This is a genomic window from Chthoniobacter sp. (assembly GCF_040003245.1).
Lineage (GTDB): Bacteria > Verrucomicrobiota > Verrucomicrobiia > Chthoniobacterales > Chthoniobacteraceae > Chthoniobacter.
The window spans coordinates 1-15,421 of record NZ_JBDUCX010000158.1; the positions used below are offsets into that span (position 1 = coordinate 1).

Annotated in this window: 14 protein-coding genes and 1 pseudogene; 11 read left to right on the forward strand and 4 right to left on the reverse strand. The window is 63.1% G+C overall.

Translation table 11 applies throughout. The annotated features are described in order from the left end of the window. The 7 genes and pseudogenes from ABJF10_RS19985 to ABJF10_RS20015 all read left to right on the forward strand — a co-directional run. Positions 1–621, forward strand: a pseudogene (locus ABJF10_RS19985) (hypothetical protein); the annotation flags it as partial. Positions 622–625: 4 nt separating this feature from the next. Further along, positions 626–1,216 carry an imidazoleglycerol-phosphate dehydratase HisB gene (gene hisB / locus ABJF10_RS19990; protein ID WP_348546370.1) on the forward strand — a complete coding sequence of 197 codons (591 nt, stop codon included), beginning with the start codon at positions 626–628 and terminating at the stop codon, positions 1,214–1,216. 132 nt (positions 1,217–1,348) lie between these two features. Beyond that, complete coding sequence (gene hisH / locus ABJF10_RS19995; RefSeq protein WP_348546371.1) at positions 1,349–1,993, forward strand: imidazole glycerol phosphate synthase subunit HisH; 645 nt, start codon at positions 1,349–1,351, stop codon at positions 1,991–1,993. A 53-nt stretch (positions 1,994–2,046) separates the two neighbouring features. Continuing rightward, positions 2,047–2,856: an Hsp33 family molecular chaperone HslO gene (locus tag ABJF10_RS20000; RefSeq protein ID WP_348546372.1), complete on the forward strand. Its 810-nt coding sequence runs from the start codon at positions 2,047–2,049 to the stop codon at positions 2,854–2,856. Beyond that, positions 2,828–3,634, forward strand: a complete 807-nt coding sequence (locus ABJF10_RS20005) for a tRNA threonylcarbamoyladenosine dehydratase (protein ID WP_348546373.1) — start codon at positions 2,828–2,830, stop codon at positions 3,632–3,634. The genes ABJF10_RS20000 and ABJF10_RS20005 overlap by 29 nt, the downstream gene beginning before the upstream one ends. Before the next feature lie 202 nt (positions 3,635–3,836). Further along, on the forward strand, positions 3,837–5,279 hold the full coding sequence (locus tag ABJF10_RS20010) for a hypothetical protein (RefSeq protein WP_348546374.1): 1,443 nt from the start codon (positions 3,837–3,839) through the stop codon (positions 5,277–5,279). 21 nt (positions 5,280–5,300) lie between these two features. Further along, complete coding sequence (locus ABJF10_RS20015) at positions 5,301–6,692, forward strand: hypothetical protein (protein ID WP_348546375.1); 1,392 nt, start codon at positions 5,301–5,303, stop codon at positions 6,690–6,692. Between the two features lie 105 nt (positions 6,693–6,797). Here ABJF10_RS20015 and ABJF10_RS20020 read toward each other — a convergent pair whose 3' ends face one another. Then, on the reverse strand, positions 6,798–7,595 hold the full coding sequence (locus ABJF10_RS20020) for a TatD family hydrolase (protein WP_348546383.1): 798 nt from the start codon (positions 7,593–7,595) through the stop codon (positions 6,798–6,800). Then, a complete protein-coding gene (locus ABJF10_RS20025) occupies positions 7,595–8,011 on the reverse strand; it encodes a SufE family protein (protein ID WP_348546376.1) in 417 nt (138 codons plus the stop codon). The genes ABJF10_RS20020 and ABJF10_RS20025 overlap by 1 nt, the downstream gene beginning before the upstream one ends. Positions 8,012–8,112: 101 nt before the next feature. Between ABJF10_RS20025 and ABJF10_RS20030 the strand changes: the two genes are divergently transcribed. Continuing rightward, positions 8,113–10,206 (forward strand): acetylxylan esterase, encoded by a 2,094-nt coding sequence (locus tag ABJF10_RS20030; RefSeq protein WP_348546377.1) that lies wholly within the window; start codon positions 8,113–8,115, stop codon positions 10,204–10,206. Positions 10,207–10,228: 22 nt separating this feature from the next. Here the strand turns inward: ABJF10_RS20030 and ABJF10_RS20035 are convergent, their stop codons facing one another. Both ABJF10_RS20035 and ABJF10_RS20040 read right to left on the reverse strand, forming a co-directional pair. Continuing rightward, positions 10,229–10,441, reverse strand: a complete 213-nt coding sequence (locus tag ABJF10_RS20035) for a type II toxin-antitoxin system HicA family toxin (protein WP_348546378.1) — start codon at positions 10,439–10,441, stop codon at positions 10,229–10,231. A 9-nt stretch (positions 10,442–10,450) separates the two neighbouring features. Further along, positions 10,451–10,660 carry a hypothetical protein gene (locus ABJF10_RS20040; RefSeq protein WP_348546379.1) on the reverse strand — a complete coding sequence of 70 codons (210 nt, stop codon included), beginning with the start codon at positions 10,658–10,660 and terminating at the stop codon, positions 10,451–10,453. 221 nt (positions 10,661–10,881) lie between these two features. Here ABJF10_RS20040 and ilvD point away from each other — a divergent pair, with 221 nt between their 5' ends. The 3 genes from ilvD to ABJF10_RS20055 all read left to right on the forward strand — a co-directional run. Further along, positions 10,882–12,657, forward strand: coding sequence for a dihydroxy-acid dehydratase (gene ilvD, locus ABJF10_RS20045; protein WP_348546380.1), 1,776 nt, complete (start codon positions 10,882–10,884; stop codon positions 12,655–12,657). 184 nt (positions 12,658–12,841) lie between these two features. Continuing rightward, the gene (locus ABJF10_RS20050) at positions 12,842–14,542 is read left to right on the forward strand and encodes an ATPase, T2SS/T4P/T4SS family (RefSeq protein ID WP_348546381.1); all 1,701 of its coding nucleotides are present in this window, start codon (positions 12,842–12,844) and stop codon (positions 14,540–14,542) included. Between the two features lie 19 nt (positions 14,543–14,561). Next, the coding region (locus ABJF10_RS20055) for a PilT/PilU family type 4a pilus ATPase (protein ID WP_348546382.1) at positions 14,562–15,421 on the forward strand (860 nt) is incomplete at its 3' end.

Below are 15,421 nucleotides of genomic sequence, written 5' to 3' on the forward strand. Positions count from 1 at the left end.
GCGGCGGCGGCCACGGCGGAGGCCGGAGGTCGCTGGGCGCCGATGATCAAGAGCAGCGCGAAGTGCCTGACGACTCTCCAGGCGCGTGCGGTCAAGGAAACGACACGGCTTGCTACTTTGAATCCGGAATACATGAGGCGTTCCATCCAACTCGCGGAGACGGCCCGGCTGAACATGACGAACGGTAACGCGGAAGCCGCCAACGCCGCGTTGAAAGAAGCCACCGGGCTGTGGAAGGAGAACGAACTGGCTTTGCGGCTGAGCAAGCCGGTCGTTGCGCCAAAGGCACCGACTGGTACCCCCGAGGCGCTCTCGCTATTGGTCGTTCACCCGACCGTGGCGGCAACGCCGCCGGGAGCGACTCCGGGCCTGCCCACGCCCGGCCCCGCGACTCCGAAGGCTTCACCCACGCCAAAAGCGACCCCGAAACCCGCGACGCCGCGCCCCTCGGCGGCGTCCACTCCCGTAGCTGCTCCCGTGCAGAAAGAGGAAGAGGATGACCGGCCCTTTTACATGAAGCTGCCCGGGGCGATCGCCATCGTGGTCGGCCTCGCGGTCGTGCTTGCCGGGGCGAACATTTTCCTGAAGATAAAGAAGCGCAAGGCCGAGGAGGCCGAATAGCCCCATGACCAGCCGCCAAGCCCAGATCGACCGCCGCACCCACGAAACCAAGATCCAGATCGATCTCGGCATCGACGGCAAGGGGCACAGCCAGATCACGACGAAGATTCCTTTCTTCGACCACATGCTGACGCTCTTCTCGCGCCACAGCCTGTGCGATCTCACCGTGAAGGCGGATGGCGATATCGAGGTGGACTTGCACCACACGGTGGAGGACACCGGCATCGCGCTCGGCCAGGCGTTCACCAAGGCGCTGGGCGACAAGCGCGGCATCCGCCGCTACGGCTGGGCCTACCTGCCGATGGATGAGACGCTGGCGCGCGTCGTGATCGATTTCAGCGGGCGCCCGTTTTTGCACTACAGCGCGCCGGAAGGGGTCGCCTCAATCGGCGGATTCTCGTTCACGCTGCTGGAGGAATTTCTGCGGGCGTTCAGCACGCACGCGGCCACCAACCTGCACGTGGAGATCCTCTACGGGCGCGACGCGCACCACATGTGCGAGGCCGTCTTCAAAGGCCTGGCGAAAGCCGTCGACCAGGCCTGCCAGCTCGATCCGCGCGTCGAGGGCATCCCGAGCACCAAGGGGACGCTGTAGGGAAGTTTGCTTTAAAGTGTTTGCTGTTTGATTGTGGGGGCCGGGCAGGTGCTTAGTGCGTAGACCTTGGTGCGGAGTTTCCGCTGCTGCCCGACTTTCCACACCCGAAAAATTTAATTCCCAAAAACGTTCATGATCGCCCTGATCGATTACGGCTCCGGCAATATCCACAGCGTCATCAACGCGCTGCGGCGGGAGAGTGCCGACGTTGAGCTGATCAGCGATCCGGCGCGTCTCGCGGAGGCGGATGCCGTGGTGCTTCCGGGCGTCGGGGCGTTCGGCGACTGTGTGAAGGGGCTGCAAGCGCGCGGGCTGTGGGAGCCGATCGCGGAATGGCTCGCGGCGGACAAGCCGTTCTTCGGCATTTGCGTGGGTTACCAAATGCTTTTTAACGAAAGCGAAGAATCACCGGGAGTGCGCGGGTTTGGCTTTTTCCCGGGCAAGGTCAAGCGCTTCAGCACGCCCGGCTTGAAGGTGCCGCAGATCGGCTGGAACCAGCTCGACCTGCGTCCACACACCCTCTGGCGCGGGCTGCCCGTGCGGCCACATGTCTATTTCGTCCACTCGTATTTTCCGGCTCCGGCGAACAACGGAGATGTCATCGCTGCTTCCACCTATGGCGAGACCTTTGCGGCCGGTGCGGCGCGCGGGTGCGTGGCGGGGGTGCAGTTTCACCCGGAAAAGAGCCAGGCGGTCGGGTTGGGCATCCTGCGCAATTTTATCGCGTCGGTACCCGTGACCAGGCAGGTGCTCGAGCGGTCTGCTTGCGATAGCTAAAATTCTCGCGGGAAATTCGTGCGCGGCTTGGCCCGGCGAGGCATGGTAATGACGTGAACGATTCGAAACCATCGCCGGCGGAGGCCGGACTCGAAGTACGCAGCTATTTTGTGCGCGGGCGCAACGCCCTCGTCACGCGGGCGGATTTTGGGGATCTCTACGTCGACTATTACCTCCACCAGGGGCAGCATGGCTATCAGCACGAGCCGTTTCACGATGAGCTTTTCAAGCAGGCGCTCGCGGCGATCACCCTGCACTGCGCGAGCCGCCCATGGAGCGAATCCTCGGCGTGGACGATCCACCTGCGCGTGCCGCTGCTCAATCTCTTCGTCGCCGGGGACAATCGCCTCGGCACGGTCGTGGGCCAAATCTTCACCGACAACGTGAAGGCCGATGCGCCGCAGATATTCCTGGCCGATGTGGTGCGGGGCAGCGATGCGCCGCAGCGCAGCGCGGTGGATTTCACGGGCAACGATGTGTTTCGCGCGGTCGAGCGCTACTACGCGCAGAGCGAGCAGCGCACGGGGCGCTTCTTCTCGTTCGGGCCGGAGGAGTTCGTCTTCGTCTCCGCGCAACCGTCGTGCGATTTGCTCTGGCTGGAAAAGCTCACGGCGGAGGACATCGAGGTGCTGGACAGAGCGGAGCAACTCAGCCTGCTGGAAAAGCGTTACTATCGCTGGGAATGCGGGTGCACGCAGGAGCGCATGATGGCCGTGCTGGCCTCGGTGATGCGGTCGGACCCGGAAGGACTGTTCGGCGACGACCCGGTCGTGCGGATCAGTTGCCCGCGGTGCGGCGCGCGGCATAAAATCACCCGCGAGGCGCTGGAGGCGTATGTGGGCGCTGACGAAGGTGGAAAGTAACGCGACCGATTTTGCGGAGCGGTTCGGTGGCGTGGCGCGTTTGTACGGACGGGTGGGACTGGAACGTTTGCGAGCCGCCCAGGTTTGCGTCATCGGGGTGGGCGGGGTCGGCTCGTGGGTGGTGGAGGCGCTGGCGCGTTCCGGGGTCGGCTCGCTGACGATGATCGATCTCGACGACGTCTGCGTGACGAACGTGAACCGGCAGCTTCCCGCGCTCGATGGGCAGATCGGCCGGCCAAAGATCGATGTGCTGGCCGAGCGCATGCGCTTGATTCAACCAACCTGCCGGGTGGAAACGGTCGCCGATTTTTTCACCGCGGCCAATGCGAGCGAACTACTCACCCCGCGCTACGATTTTGTGGTCGATGCGACGGATAAGCTGACGAACAAATGCGTCATCATCGCCGGCTGCCGGGAGCGGGGGCTGCCCGTGCTCACCATGGGTGGCGCCGGCGGGAAGCGCGATGGCACGGCGGTGCGGGTCGCCGACCTCGCGCGCTCCGAGCAGGATGAATTGCTGCGGCAGGTCCGCCGGAAGCTGCGGCGCGATTTTGGATTTCCTCGCGATCTGCTGCAGGACTTCGGCGTGCCGTGTGTGTATTCGCCGGAGAAGCCGAGTTATCCCTGGTCGAATGGCACCTGCTCGACGGAGCCTGAGCCCGGCGGCGAAAGCCTCACGTTGGATTGCGCGACGGGCTTTGGCACTGCGACGTTTGTCACCGGGGCTTTCGGCTTCGCTGCGGCGGGAGAAATCGTGGGGCGGATTGCGGAGGGCTGAAGAGGAGGGAATGACTGATGCGTATTCGTCTGACCCGACCCGCCCAGTATTGGCACCAGCCCCGGTCCTCCAGCCGATTTCGTATCCCGAACACCAATCAACTGGTTCGACCGGCTACTGACAATCGAGCTTGGCACTGCGGTGCCGAAGTGTGAAATCTTGTTTCGTCAATTGAGCGCATGAAAACGTTCACGTCCCCCCCATGCAATCGAATCATCTCCCGCCAGACGCCGTTCTGTTCTCTCCCTGCTTCCAACGAGACCGTGTTGCCCGTTGGCTGAACCACACGCTGGTTCTCATAGTGGTGATGGGTTGGTGTGTGCGCGGGCTGGCGGCGGACAAAGAGACGCGTGGAGAATTGAAAATCGGGTTCAGCCAGGTGGACATCACGCCGCCCGCCGGAGCCATCATCACCGGCCCGGGCGCCCCGGCGAGCACGGGCACGGACGATCCGCTGCGGGCGCGGGCGATGGTCGTGCAGAGCGGTGACCGCAAACTGGCTATCGTGGGCGTGGACCTCGTGAAGATCCGTCGCGACCTGGCGGATCAAGCCATCGCCTTGGTGACCCAGCAGACCGGCATCACGCGTGACGCGGTGTTGATTTGTCCAAGCCACAATCACAGTTCGCCGCTGATCCAGATGCAGGGGGAAAAGGCCACGGCCAACAAAGAATACATCGCCACGCTACCCAAGCTGATTGCCGACAGCATCATCCAGGCGGACCAGGAGTTGCAGCCCGCGCGCATGTCCATCGGACGCGCGCTGGTCTATGAAGGGCATTGCAACCGCCGGGTGATCTCCAAGGCGGATGGACTCGTGCTCAATGTCTGGCTGAAGAAGCTGAACGATCTGAAACAGGTCCCGCAGGTCCTCGGGAGCGAGGGGCCCATCGATCCGGAGTTGTGGGTGGCCCGGTTCGATTCGCTCGATGGAAAGATGCTGGGCACGCTGGTCAACTTCACCTGCCACCCCTGCCTGCACGATCGCATCAAAATTCACACATGGTCGGCGGATTTTCCCGGGGTGATCGCGGAGCACATCGCGGAGGCTTATGGGAAACAGGCGGTGTGTGTGTTCACCCAGGGATGTTCCGGCAACATCGAGCCTCCGGTGATGTGGACGCCGGACTGGAAGGAACGGTCCGCGGTGTTTGCGCAGGCTGCCGTGGACGCGGCCAAGGACGCGATTCCCGTGCAAGAGCCGGTCATCGTTGACTACGCGCGTCGTGATGTCGATGTGCCGCGCTGCAATGCCGAGGCCCAGCGGCCCGAAGCCATCACCCGTCTGGGCTGGCGACCGGAATCGTTCGAGGGCGCGAAGCGCACCGCCGAGTCAATGCCGCGCACGCTGAATGTGCCGGTGAGCGCCGCCCGCATCGGCCCGTTTGCCATCGCGACGAACGCCGGCGAGCTTTTCGTCGAATGGGGTATCTCGGTGAAGAAGCGTTCGCCCTTTCCCCATACCGTGGTGAGCGAGCTGACCAACGACTGGGTCGGCTACGAACCCACGGAACTGGCCTTTCAGCACGAAGGCTACGAGACGCTGGCGGGCGCGAATTTCGTGTCGCTCGAAGGTATCCAGAAACTCGTCGATACGTCCGTCGATCTGCTGACGGAGCTGTGGAAAAAGGACCGCAAGAATTGAAGCCTGTCGAACTGACGCACCATGAAAGCCCACGCTCAATTGCTCGCCGTTTTCACCGGCATTGGCGGAGGTCTCATTCGCGGGCGCCGGTGGCGGAACGCGCTGGTGCTTCTGGCCGCGCTCTACCCGTTCGCGGCGGTGGCGTGGTCCGCGGATGAGCAGTCCGCCCCGGCCGGCGGCGGCATCGCTGCCGGAGTGGGCCTGGTGGACATCACCCCCACGGAAGCGATCACCCTGGCGGGCTCGCCTTCGCCGAAGAAGGCGTCGGAGGTGAAGACGCGCCTCTACGTGCGGGCGCTGGTCCTGTCTGCCAGCGGGCGGAAAGTGGCGATCGTGACTCTCGACACGTTGAAGTATCCCGTGGACCTGGCCGTGCGGGCGCGCGCGAAGATCGAGCAGACCACGGGCATCCCGGCCAGCAACGTCATCATCTGCGCGTCGCACACCCACTTCGGCCCGCTGTGGAGTTACTATGAAGATAAACTCGTCACGCCCATTGCCGATGCCGTGGCCCAGGCGGCGGGCGATCTCACGCCCTGCACGGTGGGAATCGCGAAAGGCCAGGCTGAGGGCGTGAGCGAGTGCCGGCGCGTGATTATCGACGGGCACGCGTGGAATCGCTGGCAACTGGCCAACCCGGCGGAAGCCGCCCTCTACCCGCCGGAGGGCCCGGCTGATCCCGGGTTCGATGTGCTCGCGCTGACCGGCCAGGACGGTAAACTCAAGGCAGTCGCGTATAACTTCGCCTGTCACGCCGCCAACACGCGCGCACCGGTGATCTCGGCCGACTATCCGGGTGACGTGGAGAAATATGTGCAAAAGCAACTGGGCTATGCGGTGCCCACGTTCTTTCTCACCGGCGCGTGCGGCGACATCAATCCGGTTTACAGCGTCCGGCGCGATCTCTTCGAAGAACGGCTCGGGGGCGAAATCGTGCGTTGCCTGGGCCGGCTCGAACCGATCGCCCGGCCATCGCTGGCGGTCGAATGCCGCGAGTTCGAAATGCCGGGCCGGGAGCATCCGGAATTCAACGAAGCCGAGGTCGCCCGCAACTGGCCCGGGCAACTGGAACATTACCGGAAGGCCTTCGACGACATGAAAAAGCGCGAGAAGCCGGCCTACCAATACTTCATCACCGGCATTCGCATCGGCGATGAATTCGCCATCATCACCAATGCGAACGAACTGTTCTGTAGCATCGGCCTGGGCATCAAGAGCCGATCGCCCTTCCCGCACACGATGACCGTCGAGCAAACCAACGGCGCGCATGGCTACGTCCCCACGGCCAAGGCCTTTGCCGGCGGCAGCTACGAGACCTGGTTCGGCGAGCACTCCTATCTCAGCACCCAAGCCGGCGAAATCATCGAGCGCGAGTCGCTCGACCTCTTGACTCGTCTGAAACAGGCGCCCTGAATCGCGACGCAGTTAGCCCGGGAAGCAAGGCGCTGAACTCCCCGGCACGCAAAGCTATCTGGTCTTCATCATTCACCGGCGACGGAAACCAGCAGCCCGATACGCTTATGCGGCGAAGAGGCGGGCGAAGTTTTCTGCGATCTGCGAAGCGAGTGCTTCGAGAGGCAGGTCGCGAATTTCGGCGAGGTGTTGGTAGGCGAGGGCGATGTGGGCGGGGTGATTGATGGGTTTGTCGGCGTCGTCGCGCAGGGGGAAGAGGGTGAGCGCGTCCGGCGGGGGCATTTCGGGAGCGTCGGTTTCCACGAGCAGGCGGTCGGCGGGGATGTGGCGGAAGACTTCGCGTTGCCGGGTTTTGCGCTCGTGCAGGTAATAGGCGTTGAAGGAAAAGTAACCGCCGAGGCTGGCGAAGCCGGCGACCATTTCCTGCGGACCGCCATAGGCGTGGATGAGGAAGCCGCGCTGGGGCAGGGGGTGCTGGCGCAGCAGTTCGTCGAGGGCGCCCCACGCGCGCAGGCAGTGAATGGTGACCGGACGATTCAATTCCGTGGCGAGGGCCAGTTGGGCGAGGAAGACCTCGCGTTGCTGGTTCTCGTCGTGGCCTTCGATCCAGCGGTCGAGGCCAATCTCGCCGACACCGGCGTGCGGATGCGACTCGAGTTGGGCGCGCAGCTTTTCGAGCCAGCGGGGCGAGCGGGAGGCGACATACCAAGGGTGAAGGCCGAAGGACGGAAGGACGAAGGAATGCTCGCGACCGAGCGTGGCCACGGCGTCCCAATCGTCTTCGCGGGTGCCGTTGACGACCGCGCGCTCCAGAGGAAGCTGCGCGAGTTGCTGGAGGATCGCGGCGCGATGGGGGGCGAGGCGCGCGGCGTGGAGATGGTTGTGCGCGTCGAGGTAGGGCATCACGGCAGGTGGCTCTCGGCGAAGGCGCGGATCAGGGTGCGCACACTGGCGAGGCCGTTCAGGCGGGTGGGGGAGATCTGCCGGTCGAGACCGAGGGCGGAGAAGATTTCCGGCTCGATGCTCGCGACTTCGGTGGGAGTGGCGCCGGCGTAGACTTCGCAGAGCAAGGCGACGAGGCCTTTCACGAGCGGTGAATCGGCATCCATTTGGAAATGGCAGCGGCCTTCCTCGACGCGGCCGACCAGCCAGACGCGGGACGTGCAGCCGGGGACGCGATGGGCATCGATCCGCTGGTCCTCCGATACCCCAGGCCATTTCTTGCCGCGGGCGACGATGGCGGCGAGGCGCTCGTGGGAGTCTTCGATGAGCTGGAGCCGGGCGATCAGTTGCTGCTGTTTTTCGGCGAGAGGCGGCATGATGGGAGAACATCCAACATCCAACGTCCAACATCCAACACCCAATATTCGGTTCGTGGCGGTGGTTGTCATGCTCAACACCCCCTGCAAAGATGCGCCCTATGAAGTTCCCCCTCTTCACCCTCGCCCTCGTCCTCGGTTGCTCCACCTTCGCCGCGGATATTCCCCGCGTGTTGCCGTCGGGGGAAGTCCCGAAGGATGTGCGGCTGGAGCCGCTGAAGGACCTGAATGGATATTTTCCCTTCACCCCGCCGAAGTCGCGGGAGGCATGGGCGCCACGGGCGGAGGAGGTGCGGATGCAGGTGCGGGTGGCGCTCGGTATCTGGCCGGAGCCGACGCGCACGCCGTTGAATGCCGTCGTCTATGGCAAGGTCGAAGGGGACGGTTACACGATCGAAAAGGTGTATTTCGAATCGATGCCGGGCTTCTTTGTGACAGGCAGCCTTTTCCGTCCGCGCGTGGAGGGGAAGCACCCGGCGGTGCTTTGTCCGCACGGGCATTGGACGGATGCGCGATTTATTGTCCGCGGCGACGCGGAGATGAAGAAGGAGCTGGAGAGCGGCGGCGAACGGTTCCTGGAAAGCGGGCGCAGCATGTTCCAGTCGCTCGGCATCCAGCTCGCGCGCATGGGCATCGTGGCCTTCGTCTACGACATGCTGGGGAATTCGGATTCGCTACAGATCAGCCGCGAATTGGCGCATGGCTTTGCCAAGCAGCGGCCCGAGATGAACACCGTGGAAAACTGGGGCCTGTTCAGCCCGCAGGCGGAAACGCGCGTGCAAAGCATCGCCGGTTTGCAAACGTGGAATTCGATCCGGATCATCGATTTCCTCACCACGCTGCCCGATGTGGATGCGTCCCGGATCGGCTGCACCGGGGCCAGTGGCGGCGGCACCCAGACGTTGCTGCTGAGCGTGGTCGATCCGCGGGTGACGGTGGAATGTCCGGCCGTTATGCCCAGCACGGCGATGCAGGGCGGCTGTACGTGTGAGAACGCGAGCCTGCTGCGCGTAGGCACGGGCAACATCGAGCTTGTCGCGACCTTTGCACCCAAGCCGCTCGGCATGACGGCGGCGAACGACTGGACCAAGGAGCTGGAGACGAAGGGCTTCCCGGAATTGCAAAAGCACTACGCGCTGATGGGCGCGCCGCAGAACGTGGCGCTCTGGGCGCACCTCAATTTCGGCCACAACTACAACATCGTGAGCCGCGAGCATATCTACGGCTGGTTCAACGAGCACTTTCATCTCGGCCTGTCACCGGAAAAGCTCAAGGAGCAGGAGCACCCGGTGCTCCCGCGTGAGCAAATGACGGTTTGGGACGAGCAGCACCCTCAGCCCCCGAAAGGCGATGATTTCGAGCGCAAGCTGCTCCGCTGGTGGGACGACGACGCCCGGAGCCAACTCGTGAAAGCTCCCGAGGTCTTTGAGAAAATTGCCCGGCCGGCCTGGAAGACGATCATTGGCTGGACGGAGCGGAATGTCGACGACACGGGGGCCGGGCAGATGAAAAAGGTGGCCGTCAGCGGGCAGGGGAAATCGTATTTGGCGTTCGTCTGGATGATGCAACCCAAGGATGGATCGAAATTGCCGGTGCTCGGGATCGATCCGCCCAAGGGCAATGGCCGCGTGGTTTTGTGGCTGAGCGAGCGCGGCAAGGCGGGGCTTTTTTCCGAAGGGACCGAATTGCGCCCGGAGGTCTGCCGGTTGCTTGAGGCCGGCTACAAGGTCGTGGGCGCCGATTTATTTGAGCAAGGCGAGTTTTTGCCCGACGGGAAGACGATCACCCAAACGCGCCGGGTGCAAAACCCGCGGGAGGCCGCCTGCTTCACCTTCGGCTACAACCGGGCGCTTTTTGCGCAGCGGGCAGCGGATGTGTGCGATCTTCTCGCAGGCCTGAGCCACTCGAAAGAACCGACGGGACGCAGTGTCGTCGCCCTCGATGGCACTGGCCCGTTGGCGGCCGCGGCGCTGGCCGTGTTTACCGACAGCATCGACAAGGCGGTGATCAACACCGGAGGATTTCGTTTTGGCAAAGTGCTGGATCTGCAATCACCCGATTTCCTGCCGGGCGCGGCCAAGTATGGCGATATCGGCGGCGCGCTCGCCCTGGCCCGAGTTTACACGAAACAGGTGCTGGTCCTGGGGGAAGGAAAGGAGAACAGCGATCCGGTGGGGTGGCTGCTTGAACATTGACGTGGCGTGCGTTTCAGCCACATCACGCGTTCAATAGCTCCTCCAAGGTAATGCCGGCTTGCTTGAGGATCGATTGAAACGTGCCGGTGGGAATCGGCGTATGCATCGGCACCGTGGCCCGATGCGCACCTTTCACCATACGGACATGACTTCCGACCTGACGGTCTTGCAAGAACCCCAACTTCTTCAGCGCACGGACCATGTCCGCTCCGGACCAGTCTCGCGGGATTTTCACTGGTCAGGTTCAGGTATAGGCGAGAGCGGATTCTTCGTGAAAATGAAGGCGAGCCCTTGCCTTTTGCCGCTCATCTCCCTCATCGAAATGGCATTGGATCAGCTCTTTCACCATTGGGATGAGCTCCTCGAGGGTGCGGCCATGAGTGGCCATGTCGGGGTCTTTGCAGACTGCGACCAGCATTCCATCTTCTTCATGGACGTCGAAGTTGAGTTCCATAGCTCTGACTTTCGGTTTCAGATGTCTTGAGTGTATACCGATCACCGTCGTTTGTATAGTAGCACGGAGAGTTGATGGTCGGAGGAAGGCAACGGCGACGCGGTGGGGTGGCTGCTCCAGCACTGACGTCTGGAGCGACCATTACTTCACAGGAGACGATTCCAGCGCTCTCCCTTGCCAAGCGCCGCCCCTCGCGTCTAGGCTCCTCGCCCCTTGTCTTTATGAGCACCCCTGTCAAAGCCCCGTCGAAAAAAGCCGCTGCCAAGAACGGCGCCAGCCTGCACCGCGAACATTCCAAGCTGGTGGTCGACGGCTACGAGCGCGCGGCCAGCCGGGCGATGCTGCACGCGGTGGGGTTTGCGCGGGAGGATTTCAAGAAGTCGCAGGTCGGCATCGCGAGTACGTGGTCGATGGTGACGCCGTGCAACATGCACATCGATCAACTGGCGCGGCAGGCCGAAGCGGGCACCAATGCCGCCGGCGGCAAGGCGGTGATTTTCGGCACGATCACGATTTCCGACGGTATTTCCATGGGCACGGAAGGCATGAAGTACTCGCTCGTCTCGCGCGAGGTGATCGCGGATTCCATCGAGACGGTGATGGGTTGCGAAGGCTTTGACGGCCTGGTGGCGATCGGCGGTTGCGACAAGAACATGCCGGGCTGCCTGATCGCGATGGCGCGGATGAACCGGCCGAGTGTGTTCGTCTATGGCGGCACCATTTTGCCGGGCTGCATTACCGGCGTGCTGGCCGAGAAGCGACTGCGCAAGGACCGGCGCGAACAATTTGCCGGCCGGAACCTGGATATCGTGAGCTGTTTCGAAGCGGTCGGCGCGCACGCCAACCAGCAGCTCGACGACCGCGAACTGGCGCTCATCGAGGAGCAGGCCATCCCGGGAGCGGGCTCTTGCGGGGGCATGTACACGGCGAACACCATGGCCAGCGCGATCGAGGCGCTTGGCATGTCGCTGCCGAACAGCTCGGCGCAGAATGCCGTTTCCCCAGCCAAAGCCGCGGACGCGCGGGCGGCGGGCGGAGCGGTGATCGAGCTGATCAAGGCCGGCATTCGCCCCCTGGACATCATGACGAAGGAGGCGTTCGAGAACGCGATCACCGTCGTCATCGCGCTCGGCGGTTCGACCAATGCGGTGCTGCATCTCCTGGCCATGGCCCATGCGGCCAATGTGGGCCTCAAGCTCGATGATTTTACCCGCATCGGCCGCAAGGTGCCGGTGCTGGCCGATCTCAAGCCGAGCGGCCGTTATCTCATGAGCGAACTGGTGGCCATCGGCGGCCAGACCCCGCTGATGAAGATGTTGCTCGAGGAAAAGCTCTTGCACGGCGACTGCCTGACGGTGACCGGCAAGACGATGGCGGAAAATCTCCGGCGCGTGAAACCGTATCCGAAAGGCCAGGACATCGTGCGCGGCTTTGACAACCCGATCAAAAAGGACAGCCACCTCGTGGTGCTCTACGGCAATCTCGCCCCCGGCGGCGCGGTGGCGAAGATCAGCGGCAAAGAGGGCCTCACCTTCTCCGGCAAGGCGATCGTCTTTGAAAACGAGCAGGATGCGCTCGCGGCGATCCTCGACGGGCGCGTGAAGAAGGGGCATGTGATCGTAATTCGACACGAGGGCCCGGTGGGTGGCCCCGGCATGCGCGAAATGCTTTCGCCGACCAGCGCGGTCATGGGCAAGGGGCTCGGCAAAGAGGTGGCCTTGATCACCGATGGCCGCTTCAGCGGCGGCTCGCACGGTTTCGTGGTCGGCCACATCACGCCCGAGGCGGCGCTCGGCGGCCCGCTGGCGGTGATCAAGAACGGCGACATCATCACGATCGATGCGGTGAAGCATGTCCTGACACTGGATATCCCGAAGGCCGATCTCGAAGCCCGCCTGGCGAAATGGAAAGCGCCCAAGCCGCCGTATACCCGCGGCGTTTTGGCCAAGTATGCGAAGCAGGTGAGCACCGCCAGCCAAGGCGCGGTGACGGATTGATAAAACCGGCAATCACCCCTCCGAGGCCGGTATTTTCAGCATTTCGCGCGATTTTTTGCTAAGTATTTTGACTCCCCCAAAAGCCTCCATTACTTACCTCAGAGAGATAAGGCGACGGGTGTCCGACGCTGATTTTTGCTGCTTTCCATAGCTTTCCCCTTTGTAAATCCTCCCAATCCTCCCCGTGGCCCAGAACGACGACTACATTATTGAGATTCTCCTCGAGACGAGTCTCATCACGAAATCCCAATTGGAACGCGCCCGCACGGAGAAGGTGGGCGAGGAAACCGTGGTGGAGGCGCTGATCCGGCAGGGCATTGTCAGCCAGGAAGACGTCACCCGGGCGCTGGCGGCGCACGCGGCGATGGATTTTGTGGATTTGTCGGCGCTATCGGTGAGCGATGAAGTGATCAGCATGGTGCCGCGGGAAGTGGCGAAGCGCTTCAAGGTGGTCCCGCTGGTGGAATCGGAAACCGGCCTGATGATCGCCGTCGGCGACCCGCTGAACTTCGATACGTTCGACTCGCTGCACCACATGCTGCAGCGGGACCTGGAATTTGTCTGCGCGACGCCCGAGGCGATTGCCGCCGCCTATCGCAAATACTACGGCACGGCGGATGAAGCGGCGGACGAACTGGCCGCTTCGCTGGGCACCGATATCGAGATCAGCGGTGAGGGCGGCTCCAGCACCGCGGAAGGCGACACGGCTGACGCCCCGATCATCAAGATGGTGTCGATGATGCTGATCGAGGCTTACAACATGCGCGCCTCGGATATCCACCTCGAGCCGCTGGAGAAGCGCTTTCGGGTGCGGTTCCGCATCGACGGTGTGCTGCACGAAATGCAGAACCCGCCGAAGAAGCTGCAAACGGCCATCATCTCGCGCCTGAAGATCATGACGGGGTCGATGTCGATCGCCGAGAAGCGGTTGCCGCAGGACGGGCGCATCCAGGTGAAGATGGGCAAAGGCAAGCAGATCGATTTGCGCGTCTCGACCATCCCGACGAACCACGGGGAGAGCGTCGTCATGCGTATTCTCGACAAGAGTTCGCTCAGTCTCGGTTTGCCGCAGTTGGGCTTCCTCTCGGACGACCAGGAGATTTTCGAGCGGCTCCTGATGTTGCCCGATGGCATCCTGCTGGTCACCGGGCCGACCGGCTCGGGCAAAACCACGACGCTCTACGGCTGCCTGCACTACATCAACAAGCCGGACAAGAAGCTGATCACCGTCGAGGACCCGGTGGAATACCAGATGTCCGGCATCAACCAGGTGCAGGTCAATGCGGACATCGGCATGACCTTCCCCGCGGCGCTGCGCTCCATGCTCCGCCAGGCGCCGAACATCATCATGATCGGTGAAATTCGTGACCTTGAGACGGCGAACATCGCCATCAACGCTTCGCTCACCGGTCACCTCGTCTTTTCCACGCTGCACACGAACGACGCCCCGAGCGCCGTGGCCCGTCTGGTGGACATCGGGGTGCAGCCGTTCCTCGTTTCCTCGGCGGTGCGCGCGATCATGGCGCAGCGGCTGGTGCGCAAGCTTTGCCAGAATTGCAAGGCGCCCTACGAACTCACCGAGGCGGAAATTCAATCGCTGGGTCTCGATGCCACGCAACTCGAGGACGCGACGATCATGAAGGGTGTCGGCTGCGACAAGTGCAAGCACCTCGGCTACAAGGGCCGGATGGGCATCTTCGAGATCTTCGAGATCGACGATGACGTGCGGCATATGATCAACGAGAAGGCTTCGACCATCGAACTGCGCAAACGCGCGCGGGAGATGGGGATGCGCACGTTGCGCGAAGACGGCATCCGCAAAGTTCTTTCCGGCCTGACCAGTGCGGAAGAAGTCATCGGCGCGACTATGTCCGACGCCAACTAAACACCGCCGCCACCATCACATGGCTCTTTTTGAATCCCGCAAGCCCTCCCCGGCGGAGCCGCCGCCGCCGCCCGTGCCGGTGAAGCTGGTGCCGATGGAAGATCTTCTGCGGCTGGTCGTGGATGAGGGAGCTTCGGATTTGCACCTCGCGGTGGGCGCTCCGCCGGCGCTGCGCATCAACGGCAAACTGGTCAAACTCCAGCTCCCGCCACTGGCCCCCGAGGATACCGAGGCGCTGGCCCGGGCAGTCACGAGCGAGGCCAACCTGCAACGCGTGACCGAGGAGGGGAGCGTCGACTTTGCCTTTTCCTTCCGGGGAAACGATCGGTTTCGCGGCAGTGTCTACCGGCAGAAGGGCCATCTCGGCATGGCCCTGCGGACCATCCCGAAAAAGATGCTCACGCTGGACGAAATCGGCCTGCCCAAGTCGGTGGAGGAACTGCTCTTTTTGCCGCGTGGGTTGATCCTGGTCACCGGGCCGACCGGCTCGGGCAAGACGACCACGCTGGCCTCGATGCTCGATATCATCAACACCCGGAGTGCAGGCCACATCATGACGATTGAGGATCCAATCGAGTACTATCACCCGCACAAACTCGGCATCGTGAACCAGCGCGAAGTGGGCGTGGATGTGCCCAGTTTTGCCGAGGGATTGCGGCGGGCCCTCCGGCAGGATCCGAATGTCGTTCTGGTGGGCGAAATGCGCGATCTGGAGACCATGGAGACGGCGATTACCGCCGCCGAAACGGGCCACCTCGTTTTTTCCACGCTCCATACGACCGGCGCCGCGCGCACCGTGGACCGCATTATCGATGCGTTTCCCACCGACCAGCAGCCGCAGATTCGGATCGAAGTGCAACGCCTCGCGGGCGACCGCCT

Bases quoted from the DNA above. Each gene is read 5' to 3' on its own strand.
- ABJF10_RS20015 (WP_348546375.1), top strand. From the start codon at position 5,301: ATGAAAGCCCACGCTCAATTGCTCGCCGTTTTCACCGGCATTGGCGGA.
- hisB (WP_348546370.1), top strand. From the start codon at position 626: ATGACCAGCCGCCAAGCCCAGATCGACCGCCGCACCCACGAAACCAAG.
- ABJF10_RS20040 (WP_348546379.1), bottom strand. From the start codon at position 10,660: ATGGAACTCAACTTCGACGTCCATGAAGAAGATGGAATGCTGGTCGCA.
- ABJF10_RS20025 (WP_348546376.1), bottom strand. From the start codon at position 8,011: ATGCCGCCTCTCGCCGAAAAACAGCAGCAACTGATCGCCCGGCTCCAG.
- ABJF10_RS20005 (WP_348546373.1), top strand. From the start codon at position 2,828: ATGTGGGCGCTGACGAAGGTGGAAAGTAACGCGACCGATTTTGCGGAG.
- ABJF10_RS20010 (WP_348546374.1), top strand. From the start codon at position 3,837: ATGCAATCGAATCATCTCCCGCCAGACGCCGTTCTGTTCTCTCCCTGC.
- hisH (WP_348546371.1), top strand. From the start codon at position 1,349: ATGATCGCCCTGATCGATTACGGCTCCGGCAATATCCACAGCGTCATC.
- ABJF10_RS20020 (WP_348546383.1), bottom strand. From the start codon at position 7,595: ATGCCCTACCTCGACGCGCACAACCATCTCCACGCCGCGCGCCTCGCC.
- ABJF10_RS20030 (WP_348546377.1), top strand. From the start codon at position 8,113: ATGAAGTTCCCCCTCTTCACCCTCGCCCTCGTCCTCGGTTGCTCCACC.
- ilvD (WP_348546380.1), top strand. From the start codon at position 10,882: ATGAGCACCCCTGTCAAAGCCCCGTCGAAAAAAGCCGCTGCCAAGAAC.